Source organism: Terasakiella brassicae (assembly GCF_014641495.1).
GTDB lineage: Bacteria > Pseudomonadota > Alphaproteobacteria > Rhodospirillales > Terasakiellaceae > Terasakiella > Terasakiella brassicae.
Genome location: NZ_BMHV01000025.1, coordinates 1 through 20,042, shown reverse-complemented (window position 1 = coordinate 20,042; position 20,042 = coordinate 1). Strand labels below are relative to the sequence as shown.

Genomic DNA, 20,042 nt, shown 5'->3' with positions numbered 1-20,042 from the left:
CTTTTGACCATCATCAAGCACACCATTAGGCTGAAAAACTAAAGTGCGCACGACGATAAACAAGAATACTCCATTATTCATTGGCTAATTGTTTGATATGACTGAAGATATCGCGAGCCTTAAAAATGAGATTGCCTCGCTTAAAGGCAAACTGGTTGCGCAGCGCCGAGAGGTTGCGCGCTATCGCATGATGTCGTCTGTCTTTCAGTCGGCGACACAACCGATTGCCTTGGTAAACGCCAACTATCAAATCATCAGTATCAATCCAGCCTTTTCAACCCTGACCGGATATGACGCCAATGAAATTCAGTATTTCCCCATTAACGGCTTAATTGCGCACCACAAACGCGATGAGCTTTGGCCCGCCGTCCAAATCAGCCTGGAACAAGAAGGCCATTGGGAAGGCTTGTTGTGGAACGAAAGCAAGTTCGGCCATATCTATCGTGTTGAAACCCATATCCAGAATTTACATAACGATGATCTGGATACGGCCAGCTTCGTTTTTTTCTTCCGCGATGTCACATCCGAGAAAGAGACCGAAGAAAAACTTGACCGACGCAGCAATTACGATCTGATTACCGATTTACCCAACTGGAACTTGTTCCTCAATCGATTTATCAATTCTCTTTATACCTCAGGGCAAAGCGGAACACAGACATCCTTACTCTTTATCGGACTGGACGGTTTTAAAGTTATTAACGATACCTTGGGGCATACCATCGGTGATAAGCTGTTACAAGAGGTCGCCCTGCGCTTTAGCAACGCACTGGAACACAATGTCACGGTTGCCCGTTTTAGCGGCGATCAGTTCACGGCTGTTCTCCCCAACATCAAAGATGATGAAGAAACACGTCAAGCAGCGGAAGCTATTCTGGCCTCGCTGGACCGTCCCTTTGAAATTGAAAATGAAGAAATTCATATTTCCTGTTCCATCGGTATTTGCACATGGCCCGGCGATGGCGATGATGTGGAAACCTTGTTGCGAAACGCCGATAGCGCCATGCATCAGGCCAAGGAAAAAGGGCGCAATACCTATCATTTCTTTACCCCGGATCTGGATGCCACCGCACAGGCCAAGCGCGCCATTGAACGAGACCTGCGCCACGCCATTAAAACATTTGACGAATTCCACATTGTCTATCAACCGATTGTTGATCTTGAAACAGGTCAGATGAAAAGCGCCGAAGCCTTGATCCGTTGGCATAGTGCGGAACGGGGCCTTGTCTCGCCTGACCAGTTCATCCCGCTGGCAGAACGCAACCACCTGATCCTGCCGATTGGTGAATGGGTTCTGGAAACGGCCTGCCGCGAAATTAAAAGCTGGTCGGAACAATCGCAAACGCCTTTCCGCGTCAGCATCAACCTGTCCAGTCGTCAATTCAAAGAAGACAACCTGCCCGAGGTGATCAAAGGAGTACTGGACCGAACTGGCTTCAATCCGAACCAGTTATCATTGGAAATTACAGAAACGCTGATGATGGAAAATCTGGATGAGGCTCTGAAAATGCTGCACGAATTAAAAGCAATGGGTGTGCGCCTGTCCATTGACGATTTCGGCACAGGATATTCCAGCCTGAACTATCTCAAACGCTTCCCGCTCGATACCTTGAAAATTGATCGGATGTTCGTGCGCGATGTCACCACAAACCCGGAAGATGCCGCTGTTGTTGCCGCCATTTTAACAATGGCACACAGTATGGGACTGGAAGTCGTCGGCGAAGGGATTGAGACCAAAGACCACAATGATTTCCTGTTTGCAAAAGGGTGTCAATTGGGGCAAGGCTATTATTTCAGCCGACCTTTACGCATTGATGAATTTAATCTTTTTGCCGAACGCAGTGAATATGAAGGTATTTCCTGATTTTTATGCGGCTTTGCGCTTTTTGCCGCCTCCAATTTGATCAATGTCCTTTCCATCACACACAATTCGCGTTAGCCTCTCCTATAAGATAAGTAGAATCCTAGAGAGGCACGCGCCTGTGCCCACTTGATTTGTACGGACGCGTCCCTGACATAGATCGGGAGGGTCGAAATCGTGTCCAAACAACCATCACAACCGCGCTGCTGCGCTATCGTTGGCGCCTATCTAAGCGGGAAGACAAGCCTGTTGGAAGAAATTCTCTTTACAACAGGCGCAATCAATCGAAAAGGCAATGTCAATCAGGGAAATACGGTCGGCGACTCGTCAGCCGAGGCCCGCGCCCATACCATGACGACTCAACTCAATATTGCCACAACATCATACCTTGAAGAAGAATGGACCTTTATAGATTGTCCCGGTTCGGTCGAATTTATGCAGGACACCTATCAGGCCTTAATGGTTTGTGATGTCGCTGTTGTCGTATGTGATCCTTCACCGGAAAAAGCCATTACAATCGCCCCGGTTCTCAAATTTCTGGATGAGCACAACATTCCCCATATGGTTTTCATCAATAAAATGGATCAACCGGAAGCCAGCGTGCGTGAATTGATGAACGCCCTGCAAGACATTAGCGAACACCCGCTCTTGCTGCGTGAAGTGCCCATCCGCGAAAATGGCGAGATTACTGGTTACGTCGATCTGGTGTCGGAAAAAGCCTATAAATGGCATGACGGGGAACGCTCTGAATTGATCAAAATGCCGCAAGCCATTCAAGATCGCGAACAGGAAGCCCGCACAGAACTTCTGGAATCACTCGCGGATTTTGACGACAAGCTGCTGGAAGAAATATTGGAAGAAGTTCAGCCACCAAAATCCGAGATTTACGAAAACATTCATAAAGACCTTGCAGAAGATGTCATTGTACCTGTTTTTTTTGGTTCAGCCGAACATCGTGGCGGCATCACACGTCTTCTCAAAGCGTTGCGCCATGATGCCCCCGAAGTCATGCAAACGGCAGAGCAACACGGTATAGACACGGTCGGCAACAGCGCACAGGTTTTTAAAACCATTCATGCTGCCCATGCCGGTAAACTTTCCTTTGCACGTGTCTGGTCCGGCCACCTCAAAGACGGCATGACCTTAAACGGCGAACGTGTATCCGGTATTCAACATATGTTGGGCAGTGAAGGACATAAAATAAATACAGCCCGCACCGGACAGGTTGTTGCCTTGGGACGATTGGAAAACACAACAGCCGGACAAATCTTATCCGAAGACGGGGAAACAAAGCCCCCCTATTGGCCGGATCCCCTTCCACCGATGTATGCCAAGGCTGTGCAGGCGCTCAAGCGGGCCGATGAAGTCAAACTTTCCGCAGCCCTCGCCAAATTAAACGACGAAGACCCGTCTTTGATTGTCGAGCAAAATCAGACCAGCGGAGAACTTCTTTTACGCGGACAGGGCGATATGCATATCAAAATTGCACTGGAACGTCTGGCGGATCGTTTTTCAATGGACGTTGACGCCCATCCCCCAAAAGTCGCCTATAAAGAAAGCATTCGCAAAAGCGCAACCAAACACGCAAGACACCGCAAACAAAGTGGCGGTCACGGTGAATATGGCGATGTTCATATTGAAATCAGTCCCCTACCGCGTGGTAGCGGTTTCTCATTTAACGATACCATCACGGGCGGTGCGGTCCCTAAACAATATATTCCCGCTGTGGAAAACGGTGTCATGGAATATATGCAAAAAGGTCCATTGGGTTTTCCGGTTGTCGATATCAGCGTTGTGTTAATTGATGGTGGTTTTCATGCCGTAGACAGTTCCGAAATGGCTTTCAAAAAAGCGGCGCAAACCGCAATGCGAGAAGCCATGCCCGATTGTTCCCCCGTCTTGCTGGAACCTATTCACAATGTGACCATTCAGGTTCCCAGTATCTATACCTCAAAAGTGCAACGCATTATTTCCGGGCGACGAGGACAAATCCTTGGATTCGATGCAAAAAAAGGCTGGAAAGCCTGGGACGAGGTCAACGCCTTCATCCCGGAAGCCGAACTGCAAGACATGATTTTAGAGTTAAGGTCACAAACTTTAGGGATTGGATCCTATATTGACCAATTCGATCACCTTCAGGAACTCAGTGGTAAACAAGCAGACCAAGTCGTTAACAACAATAATCAGATTTAAAGGTCTAAAGAAAACTACTTTAACGCGGATTCGGGATAAGGGATTTATTAAGTTATTGATTCACAAGTATAAGGTGATGGGAGTAGGCTATTTATAGCTACAAAACGGCCTACAATGGAGGTATCCATGGTTCCCATCGAAGAGATTTTCTGTGAGATCGACGATTTCTGCAAGCGTTTCTTTCCTGCTTTTGAACGCGGTCTCCTTCCTAAAGAAGAAGGAAGCAAACGTCTACGAGCCAGCCGCATGAATGCCAGTGAGATCATGACTATTCTGATCTTGTTTCATCTCAGTCATTATCGTGATTTCAAGAATTTTTATCTTCATTGCGTTCATCGGCAATTATCCAGTTATTTCCCTAACCTTCTCTCATATAATCGTTTTGTGGAAATTCAGGGGCGTGTATTTCCTGCTTTTTGTGCGTTTCTCAAATCGAAAACAGCCTTACCAACAGGACTGTATTTTGTTGATAGCACGACTTTGAGCGTGTGCCGCAATCAACGCATCAACAGTCACAAAACATTTGTCGATCTGGCCCAACGGGGAAAGTCTTCCATGGGCTGGTTCTACGGCTTCAAACTTCATCTGGTTATCAACAATCGCGGTGAGTTGATGTCATTTCACCTGACGCCGGGCAATGTCGATGATCGCAAGCCTGTTCCTGGATTATTCAAGAGCCTGAAAGGCTTAGCCGCAGGTGACAAAGGCTACATCTCCAAAAAGTTGACGCAAGATTTGTCAGAACAAGGGGTTGAGTTCATTACAAAACACCGAAAGAAAATGAAACCAGCCAATCATACTTCTTTCCAGAAATGGTTCCTGTCCAAGCGGGCAATTGTCGAAGCTGTTATCGGACAACTGAAAGAAATTTGCCAGATTGAACATTCAAGACACAGGAAAACAGATCATTTCTTCATCAATCTGCTTGCAGGATTGGCTGCATATGTTTTGAAACCGAGGAAACCTGCATGTTCACTGAAAGGCTTGCCGACAACATTCCTTATCCCGAATTGACGTTACTTTAGATATTTTTATGTAAGATTAAGAACTTTGTCTGCCCTATACAGATTGATTTATATCAATCACTCGACCGTTGCAATATGGCATTCAATTACAAATTGATTTTCATGCGGCTTATTTAAACAGGATTATTATCATATTTCAAAATAGCAAACCTGATATTGTCCGTACCATTTCGATATAAAAAGATATACCATATATCTGAATCTATAACCTCGACCGGGAAACATTTATAAGATTAGGCATGCCGAGAAAATAAAATGCCAGCTCCTTGCTTTCCCTAAGAGCTAACTAAAAAGAGGGCAAAAATCATGTTCTTAGATAAATTAAAAATCAGCTCGAAAATATGGCTTCCGGCTATTATTTTTACAATCGCACTGGTCGCGGTCGCCGGTATTGCGGCTCAAAACATGAAGCAAACTTTGCTAACAGACCGTCAGGACAAAGTTCGTAGCGTTGTTGAAGAAGCACATAGCATTGTCGAAGGCTATGTTGCCAGAGTCAAATCCGGTGAACTTAGTACCGAAGACGCACAAAAGCGCGCACGAGAGGTCATTAAATCCATTCGTTACGGCGGGTCGGAATATCTTTGGATCAACGATACCAACAACATCATGATCATGCATCCGATCAAGCCCGCACTGGATGGTCAAAAGCTTGATAAGTTGCAAGATAAAAACGGGAAATATCTGTTCACTGAATTTATTCAGGCGGTACAAAATGAAAGCGGTTCCGGTTTTGTCGATTATTTCTGGCCAAAGCCCGGATTTGAAGACGCGGTCCATAAAATCTCCTTTGTCTCGCTTATAAAAGACTGGGGCTGGATTATTGGCAGCGGTCTTTATACCGATGATGTCGATGCGGCCTTCTGGGCACAATTTAAGATTTTTGCCATTATGGTGATCGTGGCTTTGCTCGTTGCTGGCGCAATCTCATTTCTGGTCGCAAAAAACCTCAGCACTGGCCTGAGCCGAATTTCCAATCAGATGTCTCACTTGGCTGAAGGGAAGCTGGATATTGAGGTTTCCGGTCAGCATCGTGGCGACGAAATTGGCGAAATGGCGCGTGCGGTTGAAGTTTTCAAACAAAACAGTATTGAAGCCAACCAACTGCGTACCAGTCAGGAAGAAAACAGGATTTTAGCAGAACAAGAGCAAAAACAAAGCCTGATCACAATGGCGGACAATATCCATAACCAAATACATAGCGTTATGGAAAAAATGGGCGGTGTTGTCGCCCGGCTTGGCCAATCGGCCGATACCATGCATAACAACGCAGAAGCAACAAACCAGCAAAGTTCCTCGGTTGCCAGTATTTCTGAGCAAACCTCTACCAATGTTCAAACCGTTGCAGCCGCAACTGAAGAGTTGAATTCCTCCAGTCACGAGATCGGCAGACAGGTTGAACATACAAATCAAACCGCTGAAGCCGCAGCCCAGGAAGCCCAACAAACCAACATCGTTATTCAGGGGTTGAGCGGGGCCGCCGGAAAAATTGGTGAAGTCGTCAGTATCATTCAAGATATCGCGGAACAAACCAACCTGCTGGCATTGAACGCCACCATCGAAGCCGCCCGCGCAGGCGAAGCCGGAAAAGGCTTTGCTGTCGTCGCCTCAGAAGTTAAAAATCTGGCAAATCAGACCGCACGGGCAACAGATGAAGTCTCACAACACATTTCAGCTATTCAGCACCAAACCAGTGATGCGGTTGGCGCAATTGAAGGGATCACCAACACGATTTCCAACATGCGCGAAGCCTCAACCGCCATTGCTGCTGCCGTTGAAGAACAACACGCCGCCATTCAGGAAATCAGTCGAAGTGTTCAGGAAGCCTCACGCGGCACGCAAGAAATTTCCAGCCATATTGCAGCGGTTGCCGAAGATGCAAATCAAACGATGCTGTCCGCCGATGAAGTCAAAAGTGCAAGTGATGAATTGCTCGCAAGCTCCGATGCACTTGATCGCGCCATGACTGACCTCGTCAATGACCTGAGACAAAAAGGTGCCTAATTGATCACTCTTTTGAAAAAAGGCTCCCTTGGATGGGTGCCTTTTTTCAATCATATCTTATATCGTTCTTCATTCTGATAATAGTCTGGAAAGCCTATAACCTCTTGAAGGTGTTCAAAGCTTGCCAGTGACTTCGGGTGATACCCGCCTTTCAGTTCTTCCAACGCGGTTTCCATTGCCTGAACCGCCGATAAAATCAGCGTCAAAGGATAAGCAGCGATTTTATAGCCCATTTCAGCCAACTGCATCGGCGGCAATACCGGTGTCTTGCCTTGCTCCACCATATTGGCCATTTTTGCCCCTTTGACCTCTTGGCAAAAAAACGTCATTTCGTCAACAGACTGCGGAGCTTCCAGAAACAGGATATCGGCCCCGATCTTTTCAAAAGCCTTCATACGACGAATTGCTTCGTCCAGCCCTTCGGTTTGACGGGCATCGGTGCGCGCCATAATCAAAATATCAGCCCCTTCGTTTCTGGCATCAACAGCAGCCTGAATACGCATGCAGGCTTCGTCAAAACCAACGGTTTGTTTCCCCTTGGTATGCCCACATCGTTTGGGGGACAACTGATCTTCAATCATAATCCCGGCAAACCCGGCTTGGGCATATCCTTGGACAGTTCGTTTGACATTTAACGCATTGCCATAGCCTGTATCGCCATCCCCAATAACCGGCAACGCCGTTGCCTGACAGATGGAACGCCCCTGATCGACCATCTCCCCATAAGAGATCAAGCCCGTATCCGGCATCCCCAGACGGGCCGCAGAAACACTGAAGCCGCTCATAAATGTTAAGGGGTACCCTGCCCGTTCGATCAACGTTGCGCTTAAGCCGTCAAAGCAACACGGCATCATTAAAAAGTCATCTCCCGCCAATAAAGCGCGCAGGTTTGAAGCCGTCGACACGTTGTTTATCCTTTTTTCAGTGATTTGATTTGCGAAGAAACGATGATTTGCCCATCACCGCGATATGCTTCGTGGTTTTTTTCTATATCGCTCAGTTTATAAAGATAGTTAATCATCATGCCCGCAGATTGTTTCATACCTTTTTGCGACACATCCCCTAACCAATTGAGACGTTCCATACGTGCCCCGTTGCTAAGGTGGAAATGTGCAACCGGATCCAGCGGGCGCGCGCCCTTGCGCTTTGCTTCCGTCAAATAACGTGCCGCCAAGCGCATCAACGGTGCTTTTAATGCCTCACATGCCTCCGGTTTATTAACCCACCGTCCATCATCCAGCAAGGCCTTCAAGCCCCCCTTGGCCCCTTTTTGTCCGCTGGCAAGTTTAAGGGCTTCGCGTTCACTTGTTTGTAAAAGCGCACTATCGCCTTCCGCCAGTGTTTCATCCAGCCACTTTCGAAAACCGGGAATAGGTGAAAGCGTGGCAAATGTCTTCAGGTTCGGCAGATCCTTTTTCAGGCTTGCCACAACTTTCTTGATCAGGAAATTGCCAAAACTGATGCCTGCCAATCCGGCCTGTGCGTTGGAAATAGAATAGAAAATAGCGGTATCAGCGGCATCCGGGTCCAAAAGGGGCGCATTTTCGTCCAACAAATCCTGCACATTGTCCGCCATACCGTTTACCAGAGCAACCTCGACAAAAATCAGCGGTTCATCCGGCATACGGGGGTGGAAAAAGGCAAAGAGACGACGATCACGCGCCAGACGGTTTTTCAAATCCGACCAGCTTTGGATGGAATGAACGGCCTCATATTCCGCAATTTTTTCCAGAACACTGGCGGGGCTATCCCATGTCAGACGCCGTAATTCCAGAAACCCCACGTCGAACCACGAAATCAGAACATCTTTCAAATCGCGTTCCACGATTTTCAAACTGCTCTCTTCACGGGCCATTTGCATCAACTCGGCCCGCAAATCAACCAAGAACTTAACCCCTTGCGGCAAAGCATTAAACTGACGGAGCAACGTCATGCGTGCAGGTTCCAAATTGCGGCGTAATTCGATTTCAAAACCCCGTTTGGCTTCTTCATCCGTGGCATTTTGGAAATTAGAAATCGATTGATCAACCGCTTGGCGATCCGTTCCAAAATCTTCCGCCAGAATTTTTAAAAACCGTTTTCGCCCCTCTGTATTCAATTCCAGATAAGCCTGTCCCAAAGTTGCTGCCCGTTGACGCGCCGAGACCTCTCCACCCTGAGACTGCAAACAGGCATTCAATTGTTTGCGCACCTGTTGACATTGATGCACAGGTAAATCCGGGGATAGGTTTAATGCGTCTTCACTCCCGCCAGCCTGCGCAATGGTTCGCCAATTGAAGCTCCAGCTTTTGATTTTTTCCAGCAAATCAGCCAATTTTCGTTCCTTTCATACGTATATTTGCCCGGATCGGTGCGACCTCTTGCAAAAACGCCAAAGCATTTGCGGGTCTTCTTTCCAATTTAGGCGATAAAGCGCGCATCACAAGCTGGCTTAAATCTTCCGGGACATCCGTGCGCATTTCTTTTGGGGTGTCAAAGGCCCCACGCGGCAGTTCCCCCGTCAGCATCCGATACCCCAAAACACCCAATGCAAAAATATCGGCCCGCGTATCCACGCTTTTTGAATCACGTTTTTGTTCCGGTGCGATGAAATCTTCGGTGCCAATCCAATATCCCGCCTGCGATTCCTCGCTATCCGGGAATTTAACCATGCCGGTATCACATAGCTTCACCAACCCGACATTTAACTGGGTTAATAAAACATTTGCCGGTTTAATATCACGATGAACAAGACCCCGCCCATGAAACGCCGACAACGCACTACCAACCTGAAACAAAATATCACACGCCCGTAAAATATCCAGCATGCGTGCTTCCGGCGCATCTTGAATTTCGGGTGCATAGCCCTGTGCCGGGCCGTCCCGTCCCATCTCATATAACAAATTCGTCGCGATATAGGGCATGACGTAAAAGGGCTTATCCCCCACATATGAAAGGTCACGCACCGCAATTACATGAGGATGATCTATTTGCGCCAGAACGCGAGCCTCACGTAAAAAACGCCGATGCCAACTGGCAATCGAATAGGGCAGTTTCTTCAACAGACGTTTTTTAACATCAAAAACTTTGACCGCCACCCGAGTCTGTAAATCAGGGTCAAAACATTCGTACAGGTCAGAACTTCCCGTTGACCGAATTATGCGTTTCACGATGTATTTGCCTATCTTGTCATAGGCGATTTGCGGCATCTCTCTCATAAAAAGAGAAGACCAAAATTAGAACGCCTGCACAAGCTTAAAAAAAAAAGCTGCGGGTTTGACACCGCAGCTTTTTGTCTTGGTTACCAAGAGGCTTACCACTCGACTTTTTCCACACCTTCGAAGATGACTGTGGAACCATCGTCGAATTCGATCTGACCTGTCAGACCGGATACATCGTGATAATCGGCCATTTGTTCGGCCGTTGCAGAGTCCGAAGAAATAACATCCTGCGAACCATCGTCGTTGGTAATGGTCAATGTCCAACCTTCCGAACCGTTCAGATGGATCGTATCGAAATCGGCACCGCCATCGACCCAATCCTGACCACTGGTCCCGCTGTCGGCGCTTCCGCTAAAGATAAAGAGATCATTACCAGCACCACCGCTCATAACATCTTCGCCGTCACTGACGTAGAATGTGTCATTACCATCGCCGCCGATCATAACATCATCCCCGTCACCATCGACCAGAATGTCATTACCATCGCCACCGGCCAACTGAGCCCCGTTATCATCGGCATACAGGATGTCATTCCCATCGGTACCGATTTCATTACTGTAGGTACCGGCAACATCAGCATCGATATTTTCAATGCTGACATCCATGCCATCCACCGTTTGAACGCTGGCTGTCAGATCGAAACTATCGTGATGACCATTTTCGTCAACCGGAACCGTCACGGTTCCACTGACACTCAGGTCTTCACCCAATGTGGCACTCGGAATTTTCAAGGTTGAACCGTCAACACTGACGTCATCCCCGCCCGTTACCGAGATGCTGCCATTTTGGTCAATACTGACAGTCGCATCCCCAATGCTGAGTTCAGAACCATGCGGGATCGTTGACAGATCCACACTCAATTCATCCCCCAGCAGGCTTTCGCTGGCATCGTTCATGCTGAGTGCGAAAGTCACCGGATAGGCCATGACGGCAGCAGCCGCAGCTGGTGTGTAATCAACCGAGTCGATCACAAACTTGGACGTTTTGCAGTAATTATCGGTTTTATGTTCACCCGTGATCACAATTTGTGAAAATTCACTGCTGCCTGTCAAGGTCGCAGAAATTTCACCGTTGCCGGAACCATAGATCGTCCCGCTACCGACAACATGACCGTTATCATCCAACAGGGTGTAGTCCGCTTGTTCCTGTGATTTCAGACCGCTTAAATTCACAGTGGCCTGGCTGAGATCATTCTCAAAGGTGAAGGTAATATTTTCACCGTCTGTAATCTCTTTGCCACCACTGCTATCTGCAACACCAAGGCCGCCTTGCGTTTCCTGAATATGGTCCGCACTGGAATACCAGCCACCACTGCTGTCATAGGTATAACCGGTAACACTGATACCATCGTTGGTCTCATCCCAGTTGCTGGGCGAGATCACCCCGGATTGAGCTGCACCATTTTGAATGCTGCCCTCACCGATATTCACGCTGACTTCGGCCCCATCGGCAACACCTGCGACATCAATCGATGCCGTGGCGGTATCGCTCGCACCCTGACCATCAGAAACAGTGTAATCAAAGCTGACTTCCCCACTGAAATCATCAGACGGCATAAAGTTGATCGAACCATCTGCATTCAGTGTGACCGTACCATTACCAACATTGACCGTATCACCAATGGAGATATCAACACCGTCAATTTGTGTGATGCTCAGACTATCACTGCCTGTATCCGTATCGTTACCGACCAGATCCAGAACAATCGCCGTGTCTTCGTTCGTCGTTGCATAATCATTATTGGCAACAGGCGCGTCATTGCCCACCGCTGTATTCACGGTGGTTGTTGCGCTGTCATCCCCATCTGTTGAGGTAACAGACGCTGTCAATTCAAAGCTGCCTGCATCACTGGGGACACGCAGGGTCAAGTTATCCAGATCATCACTGGACAGGGTTGCCGTCCCGTTTGTAACGGAAACGGCCTGACCATCCAGCAACAGAACCGCCCCATCGGGCAGACCGGACAAGGTCACCGCCGACAATGTTTCAGACCCGTCCACATCGGTTTCGCCAACGGCGATATCAAGCGGATATTCCATATAGGCATCACCACTGGATCCACCACCTGTGCTATCACCGGATCCACCAGAGCTGTCACCACCACCAGAACTGTCAGAAACGGAGCCACCATTGGCAAAGTCAGTTACATCAATTTTGCCATCTGCAAATTGCAGTTCTTCGACACCTTCGATGTAATCCGTTCCATCACTGCCGTAATGGGTGACCAGATAGCCGCCCCCATAGGCATTGATGGCATATTCACTGGAATTCCCGCTCAGGACCAGCGTATCGTCGCCGCCCTGACCATTGATGTAATCGTTGCCCATACCGGCAGTGATTGTATCGTCCCCACTGCCGCCATAGATCACGTCATTGCCACTATCCGTATCGATGATATCGTCACCGTCTTCACCGGAGACATAATCATTGCCCGTACCAGCTGAAATGCTATCATCGCCCGATCCACCAAACAGTGTATCGTTGCCATGATCCCCGATGATGGTGTCATCACCGGACCCACCGTAAATCCGGTCATGGCCCGTTCCGCCATCCAGATAATCATCGCCTTGATCACCGGATAGATAGTCATCTCCGTGTCCGCCAATGACCGTATCGTCCCCTTTATCTGCATAAAGGGTATCGTTCCCGGTATTGCCATCGATATAATCATCGCCTTTACCGGCATAGACCTTGTCATTGCCATGAGACGCATCGATATAATCGTCGTCATTGGTTCCAACGATACTGTAATCATTACCGGTTGTTCCTGTGATTGTATTGTCATAGGAACCGGATCCCCCGCCTGTGCTGTCACCGGCACCACCGGAGCTATCGCCCCCGGCATCACCGCCAACCAGTTGACCTTCACCCAGATTAACCGTCAGTTCCGGTGCATCTGCCACGGCTTCAATATCAATATCGGCGGTTGCCGTTGCACTATGGCCTTCACCATCAGACACCGTATATTCAAAGCTTTGTGCCCCGGCATAATCGCCTTTCGGTGTAAAGGTCACGGTCCCGTCAGCTTCCAGCGTCACGGTTCCATTACCCACATCGACCTGTCCGCCCACACTGATTTCTTCCCCGTTAATATGGGTAATTGTCAATGTGTCGTTATCAGCATCATTGTCATTGGCAACCAGATCCAGCACTACACTGGTATCTTCGTTCGTCACCGCACTGTCATCACTGAGAACAGGTTCGCTGTTTGTATGGACGCTGGCAGTTACGGTTGCGGTTTCACTATCACCATTGGTGCCTTCCGTAGATGTGACACTTGCAGACAGATCAAAGTTTGTTTGATCCGCCGGCACACGCAGAACCACATCATCCAGATTGTTACTGGCAATAGACGCCGTACCATTGCTGACCGTGACTTCCTGACCATCCACCAGAACCACAGCCCCGTCCGGCAGGCCGGACAAGGTCACAGCCGACAGGCTTTCCGACCCGTCGATATCTGTCAAATTGGTGCTGAGGTTCAGCGGGTATTCGACAAATTCCTCACCCGCATTATCCGGCAGGGTTTGAACGGCTTCAATGTTATCCAGATACATGCCGCGACCATAATCGATCGCCTCGCCAACACTGACAAATTCAATTGTCATCGGCTCACCCGTGCCTGTGAAGGTGAAAGAGCCATCCTGCCAATCATTATCATTGCCATTGGCGTTGTCATGGTTGAACTCACCAACCACAACCCCATTGACACGAACTTCGATGGCATTGACGGTTTCGTCATAGCCCGCCCGACCAGAATAATCAAAATCGACCGTATAAGTCGCGTCTTCGACCGTATCTAGCGTCCGGTTAATACTGGTGGCATCTGCATAATGGTCACGATTGTCATCGTTGAGTTCAATATAAGAACCGTCCCCATCCGTGTCCCAGACCTCAATCGCATCGGAAGACGTGTTCCAGCCATCCACAGGTGATGTATGGAACCCACCATCGGTTTGACCAAAGGTCGTTGTGAAGATAGTGGAGCTTTCCCCTTCAGACGCCCCCAAGGTCACCTTATTACCTTCACCGATTTCAAGGCTGAGTTCCGGCATATCCGCAACGGCCTCAATATCAACAGAAGCAGTTGCCGTGCTGGTTTCACCCTGACCATCGGATACGGTATAAGTGAAGTCCTGCGTGCCTGCAAAATCACCATCCGGGTTAAAGGTCACAGTCCCGTCTTCATTGAGGGTAACACTACCATTACCGACATCAATACTGCCGCCAACTTCGATGTCCTGACCGTTAATTTGTGTCACGCTCAATTCATCATTATTGGCATCGCTGTCATTGGCTGTCAGGTCCAGAACAACACTGTGATCTTCCGTTGTGGCCCCACTGTCATCACCGGCCTCTGGTGCTTGATTGGCAACCACGGTTGCACTGGCGGTCACGGTTTCAGAATCACCGTTTGAGCTTTCTGTCGCCGTTGCAGAGACTTCAACCGTAAAGTCTTCGCCAGTACCCGGAACAGTAACCGTCAAACCTTCCAAATCATCGGCGGACAATATCCAGCTACCGTCTTCATTTTGCGTTCCGGCAGACAGAACCGCACCATCAGGCAGGCCATCCACGCTCAGGCTCAGACTTTCTGAACCATCCTGATCATTCAAACCAGATGTGATATTCAATGGATAGGTCGTTGTGGTTTCCCCACCATCGGATACTTCAAATTCCAAAGAATGGATCAGATAGTCATCGCCACTGCCTTCGGCACTAAAGACGATCTGATCAAAATCAACACCGCCATCTGCCGTCAAGGTAATGGCGGGATCAACACGATCAGAACCACCGTCAATCATGCCACGACCAACTTCCACACCATCTTTATACATGGTGTAGATCGCATCTTCACCGCCATGCAACCAGGAAACGGAAACATCAACAGAAGATACATCGTGATCGAAATCAAAGACCAGTTCTTCGGATGCTTGATGCGTATTGTCATATCCGATTTCAGACGCCGCACCGGAAGACGCACCGGCAACACCGAAACCAACCGGATTATTGTTATAGGCAATATCGGTATCTTCCAGATTACCGTTTTCATCAACCGTACGTGCTGTAACTGTAAAGCCACCGCCTGTACTGGTCGCATTTTCGGAATTGATCATCACATCAACCGGCTCACCACCTGTTGTTTGCGTGACACCTTCACCGACAGAAACACTTAAGTCAGGAACATCTGCATCGGCTTCCACATCGACATTTGCAGTCCCGGTACTTGTACCGCCCTGACCATCAGAAACGGTATATTCAAAGGATTGTGACCCCGCATAATTCCCATCCGGGTTAAAGGTCACTGTGCCGTCTGCATTCAAGGTGACGGAACCATTGTCGACATCAACACTGCCGCCGACTTCGATATCCTGACCGTTAATTTGCGTAATGCTCAGGCTATCGCCTTCAACATCGCTGTCATTGCCCAGTGGATTGAAGGTAACTGCGTTATCTTCCAACGTATCGGCTTCGTCATGTGTCGCGACCGGGCCATCATTTACACCCTCAACCGTAATGGAAACGGTGGCCGTATCTGTCCCACCCTGACCATCAGAGATCGTATAGGTAAAGTCAGTTTGACCATTCCAGTTTTCATTCGGCGTGAATGTAAAGTTACCGTTGCCATCATCTGTGATCGTCCCGAATTCCGGTTGATCAAAACTGACAATGCTCAGGCTATCGCCATCCACGTCCGTATCATTGCCCAACAGATCGGTGGTGTTAAACGTAATCGGCTGGTCTTCGACACCACTTAAGCTATCTGCAACAGCATCCGGGCCGTTGTTGATATCGATATCAGGAACTTCAGCCGTATCACTTGCCGTTGATGTTGCCTGATCACCATTGCTATCGGTTGAGGTCACAGAAGCATCAATACTGAAATCTTCCGCATCGGCTGGTACGCGCAAAGACAATCCATCAAGATGATTGACAGAGACTGTTGCACTTCCATCCGTAATTGTAATTTCGACACCGTTTTGTGTCAGAACAGCCCCTTCAGGCAAGCCACTCAAGGTCACATGGGACAGGCTTTCCGATCCATCCTGATCCACCAGTTCAGCAGACACATCCAACGGATAGTCGTAATAAGCGACTTCCCCGGATGCATCGGCATAGGTAAATTCAAGATTATCAATTGCGAAATCGCTGTCTCCGGCTGCTGTTGATCCGTCCGCATTAATGGTCGTATCTGCTTTGACAACCAGCTTATCGAAGGTCACACCGTTGATAGACACGCTGGCCGTATCATCGGCGTTGTTCAAACCACGACCATCGAATGTACCACTGGCAACCAGTTCACCATTGTCATAGGCTTCCCAGATCCCCTGTTCGAAGCTTGCATTCGCCCCATTGCCGCCTTCACCGAATTGTTCAACGTTGAAGCTGACATTGTTTACATCTTCGTCAAATTCAAAGACGAGGCTCTCGCTTGCACCTTCTTTGCTGTCATAACCCAACAGGTCTTTTGACCCTGTTGTATGGGCTGCGACACCGATGCCGCCCCCATGACCATTGGTCACTTGTTCAACAGCCGCCGGGTTCCCTTCTGAATCAAAGCCCGAGATCGTCACACCTTGAACAGAACCGGATGCCACATCGTCACCGCTGACACTGCCACCGGCAACCGCACCATCATCACTGACAGCTTCCGGTGCCCCGATATTAATGGAAATCACAGGTGCATCCGCATCAGCTTCAACATCAACGGTGGCCGTTGCCGTTGTCACGCCGCCCTGACCATCAGAAACCGTATAGGTAAAGTCCTGCGTGCCGGCATAATGTTGATCAGGATTAAAGGTGACCGTACCGTCTTCATTCAACGTCAAGGTCCCGTTATCCAATTCGACACTGCCGCCGACCTCAATGTTCTGGCCATTAATCTGGGTAATACTCAGACTATCGCCGTCCACATCACTGTCATTGCCCAATGGGTTGAAAGTAACCGCGTTATCTTCCAATGTTTGGGCATTGTCGGCACCTGCAACCGGGCCGTCATTAACGGCGTCAATATCAACCGTAACGGTTGCCGTATCGCTCATGCCTTCCGGATCACGGATGGTGTAATCAAAACTGACGTCACCGTTCAGATTATCGCTTGGATCAAACGTAACCGTCCCGTCATTATTCAGCGTTACCTGACCGGATCCATCAGACAGTGTAATCGTTTCACCGACATTCACGTCCTGACCATCGATCTGGGTAATGCTCAGTGCATCATTATTCGCATCGCTGTCATTATCCAGCAGATCAATCACAACAGATGTATCTTCATTTGTGCTGGCTGTATCATCCCCGGCAACCGGGGCAATATTCCCATCGGTAATGTCCAGATTGACCGTGGCCGTATCTGTACCCTGCCCATCGGAAACCGTATAAGTGAAATCAGCAGGCCCTTCGTAGCCATTATCGGCAGCAAAGGTAATGGAGCCATCTTCGTTCAATGTCACGCTACCGTGATTAACATTCACGCTATCACCAGCTTCAACAGCCTGCCCGTTGATTTCAACAATGTTCAGACTTTCACTGTCACCCGCCACATCATTGGCAACCACATCCATCGTAATGCTTTGACCTTCTGTCACGGAACCCGTGTCATCAATCGCATCCGGGTCAAAGCTGGAACTAACTGTCAGCGATGTGCTGGCTGTTGATCCGTTCGGTTCTGTTGCCGTTGCCGTCACATTGATCTGGAAGTCTGTGACATCACCTGTCACCGTCATGGTCAAATCTTCCAGACGGTTCAGATCATCTCCGCTGATGACCAACGTTCCGTCAACGATTTCACCCATATTAAAGGTCGCGCCTTCTGGGAAATCCTCGATGGTTACAGTCAGGCTTTCAGAAAGGTCATCATCGGTGATCGCTGCTGAAATATTGACATCATATGTGGTTTCGGAATTTGACGTATCCCACTCCACATTGAACGATGCATCATTAAAGTCAAAGTCATTACCGCCATACTGGCTGGCCTGATCTTCCCAGTTTTGCGTTCCAATGACATCGGAATCATCGAACGAATGATCCAGATTATCGGCATTGAACTCTTCATCACTGAAATACAGACCGCCGTTATTGTCATGTTCAAGGACGTTCCCATCCGCAACAACCTGCCAATTCCCGGCAGCGTCCTGTTGGAAAGTCACCTCCATGCCATTGCTCAGGCCTGTGTTTTCACCATCGCCATCAGATAATAGGAAGAAACCAACACGGTCCTGATCAACCCCGTCCAGAACAAAACTATCGCCCTGACTTTGATCATGCAGGTCGGCAAAGATAATTTGCCCTGTGCTCGGTTCACCATTTTCATCCAGAATGTAATACCCATAGGTATTGTGATATCCGGCATTCGTATCTTGGAAGGTCACCGTCACACTATCACCCGTATGACCGCTTTCAACCAATGAAACCGCAAGCTCCGGCGTATCGGCAACACCATCCACATTCAGTGCAATATTGGCCTGTGCAGACCCACCGTCACCATCGGTCACGGTATAGCTCAAGGTCTCCGTCCCGCTCCAATCTTCGGTCGGGGCGAAGCTAAAGGTATTATCCGCACTGTTAAATGTCAGCATTCCGTTGCCAAGGTCCAGACCTTCTGCCGGGAAGTTATCCAGACTGACCCCGTTGATCTGAGCAATAGACAATCCAGTGCTATCCACATCGCTATCATTGCCTAACAAATCAGTGGCACTAAAGGTAATAGTCGTATCTTCGTTACCGCTGAAGCTATCATCGGTCGCAACCGGACCATCATTGACCGCATCAATCGTCACCGTGGCCGTTGCTGTATCTGTCCCGCCGTGAGCGTCAGAAATGGTGTAACTGAAATTCACATCCCCATTCAGATCATCGGTCGGGTCAAAACTAACCGTCCCATCCGCATTCAAGGTCACCGTACCGGACCCGTCAGACAAGGTTATGGTCTGCCCGGCTGCAATATCCTGACCATCCACTTGTGTAATGCTCAGGCTATCGCCATCAATATCACTGTCATTATCTAACAGATCAATTGTTACGGCCTGATCTTCCTCAGTGACCGTAATATCATCAACTGCGATCGGATCATCATTCTCTGGATTAACCGTCATGGTCACGGTCGCGGTGACAGTTTCACCGTCTTCGTCGGTCACCGTATAGGTAAAGCTATCGGTGCCGTTGAAATCATCATGGGGTTGATAGGTCACCGTGCCATCGGCATTAAACGCCACTTCGCCGTTTTCCGGCTGGGTGACAGAGGTCAGCTCGCCGCCATCGATGATCTGATCATTGGATAGAACATTGATGGTTTTGCTGCCGTCTTCTGCAACACTCGCCGCATCATCATTGGCCGTGTTATCCACATCGGCAAAGTTGATGGTCGCGCTTTGTGTGACCTCGGCCGTGCCATCGGACACGGTGAAGCTGATGTCTTGCGCCCCTTCCTCATCAGAAATGATCGTCCAGGTGCCATCGCCGTTATCGGTGATCGCCAAATTGGATCCACCGGACACAGCGGTGATGTTCAACGCATCGCCATCCACATCGGACGCATTGCCCAAAAGTTGTTCTTTGGTCACCGTGTAAGACTGATATTCGGTGCCGTCCGGCAAGCTGATCGCCCCGACCACCGGGGCATCATTTTCAGGGCTCACCGTCATGGTGACCGTGGCGGTGACAGTTTCACCGTCTTCATCGGTCACCGTATAGGTAAAGATATCGCTGCCGTTGAAATCATCATGGGGTTGATAGGTCACCGTGCCATCAGCGTTAAAGGTCACC

At 48.9% G+C, this 20,042-nt stretch carries 8 protein-coding genes; 4 read left to right on the top strand and 4 right to left on the bottom strand.

The window, feature by feature from the left end:
• Nucleotides 1-97 precede the first annotated feature (97 nt).
• The 4 genes from IEW74_RS14260 to IEW74_RS14245 all read left to right on the top strand — a co-directional run bounded on the left by IEW74_RS14260 (nucleotide 98) and on the right by IEW74_RS14245 (nucleotide 7,080).
• Nucleotides 98-1,861 (top strand): putative bifunctional diguanylate cyclase/phosphodiesterase, encoded by a 1,764-nt coding sequence (locus IEW74_RS14260; RefSeq protein ID WP_188666396.1) that lies wholly within the window; start codon nucleotides 98-100, stop codon nucleotides 1,859-1,861.
• A 174-nt stretch (nucleotides 1,862-2,035) separates the two neighbouring features.
• Nucleotides 2,036-4,051, top strand: a complete 2,016-nt coding sequence (locus IEW74_RS14255) for an elongation factor G (RefSeq protein ID WP_188666394.1) — start codon at nucleotides 2,036-2,038, stop codon at nucleotides 4,049-4,051.
• Nucleotides 4,052-4,177: 126 nt separating this feature from the next.
• Nucleotides 4,178-5,065 carry an IS982 family transposase gene (locus IEW74_RS14250; protein WP_188666392.1) on the top strand — a complete coding sequence of 296 codons (888 nt, stop codon included), beginning with the start codon at nucleotides 4,178-4,180 and terminating at the stop codon, nucleotides 5,063-5,065.
• Between the two features lie 317 nt (nucleotides 5,066-5,382).
• A complete protein-coding gene (locus IEW74_RS14245) occupies nucleotides 5,383-7,080 on the top strand; it encodes a methyl-accepting chemotaxis protein (RefSeq protein ID WP_188666390.1) in 1,698 nt (565 codons plus the stop codon).
• A 50-nt stretch (nucleotides 7,081-7,130) separates the two neighbouring features.
• Here the strand turns inward: IEW74_RS14245 and IEW74_RS14240 are convergent, their stop codons facing one another.
• The 4 genes from IEW74_RS14240 to IEW74_RS14225 form a co-directional block, all read right to left on the bottom strand.
• Entirely contained in the window at nucleotides 7,131-7,985 is an 855-nt protein-coding gene (locus IEW74_RS14240) for an isocitrate lyase/PEP mutase family protein (RefSeq protein ID WP_188666388.1), read from the bottom strand.
• Between the two features lie 5 nt (nucleotides 7,986-7,990).
• Nucleotides 7,991-9,394, bottom strand: coding sequence for a malonyl-CoA decarboxylase (locus tag IEW74_RS14235; protein ID WP_188666386.1), 1,404 nt, complete (start codon nucleotides 9,392-9,394; stop codon nucleotides 7,991-7,993).
• On the bottom strand, nucleotides 9,387-10,229 hold the full coding sequence (locus tag IEW74_RS14230; RefSeq protein ID WP_188666384.1) for a serine/threonine-protein kinase: 843 nt from the start codon (nucleotides 10,227-10,229) through the stop codon (nucleotides 9,387-9,389). Before IEW74_RS14230 ends, IEW74_RS14235 begins: the two co-directional genes overlap by 8 nt.
• Before the next feature lie 143 nt (nucleotides 10,230-10,372).
• Nucleotides 10,373-20,041, bottom strand: a complete 9,669-nt coding sequence (locus IEW74_RS14225; protein WP_268233813.1) for a cadherin-like domain-containing protein — start codon at nucleotides 20,039-20,041, stop codon at nucleotides 10,373-10,375.
• Nucleotide 20,042: the final 1 nt, after the last annotated feature.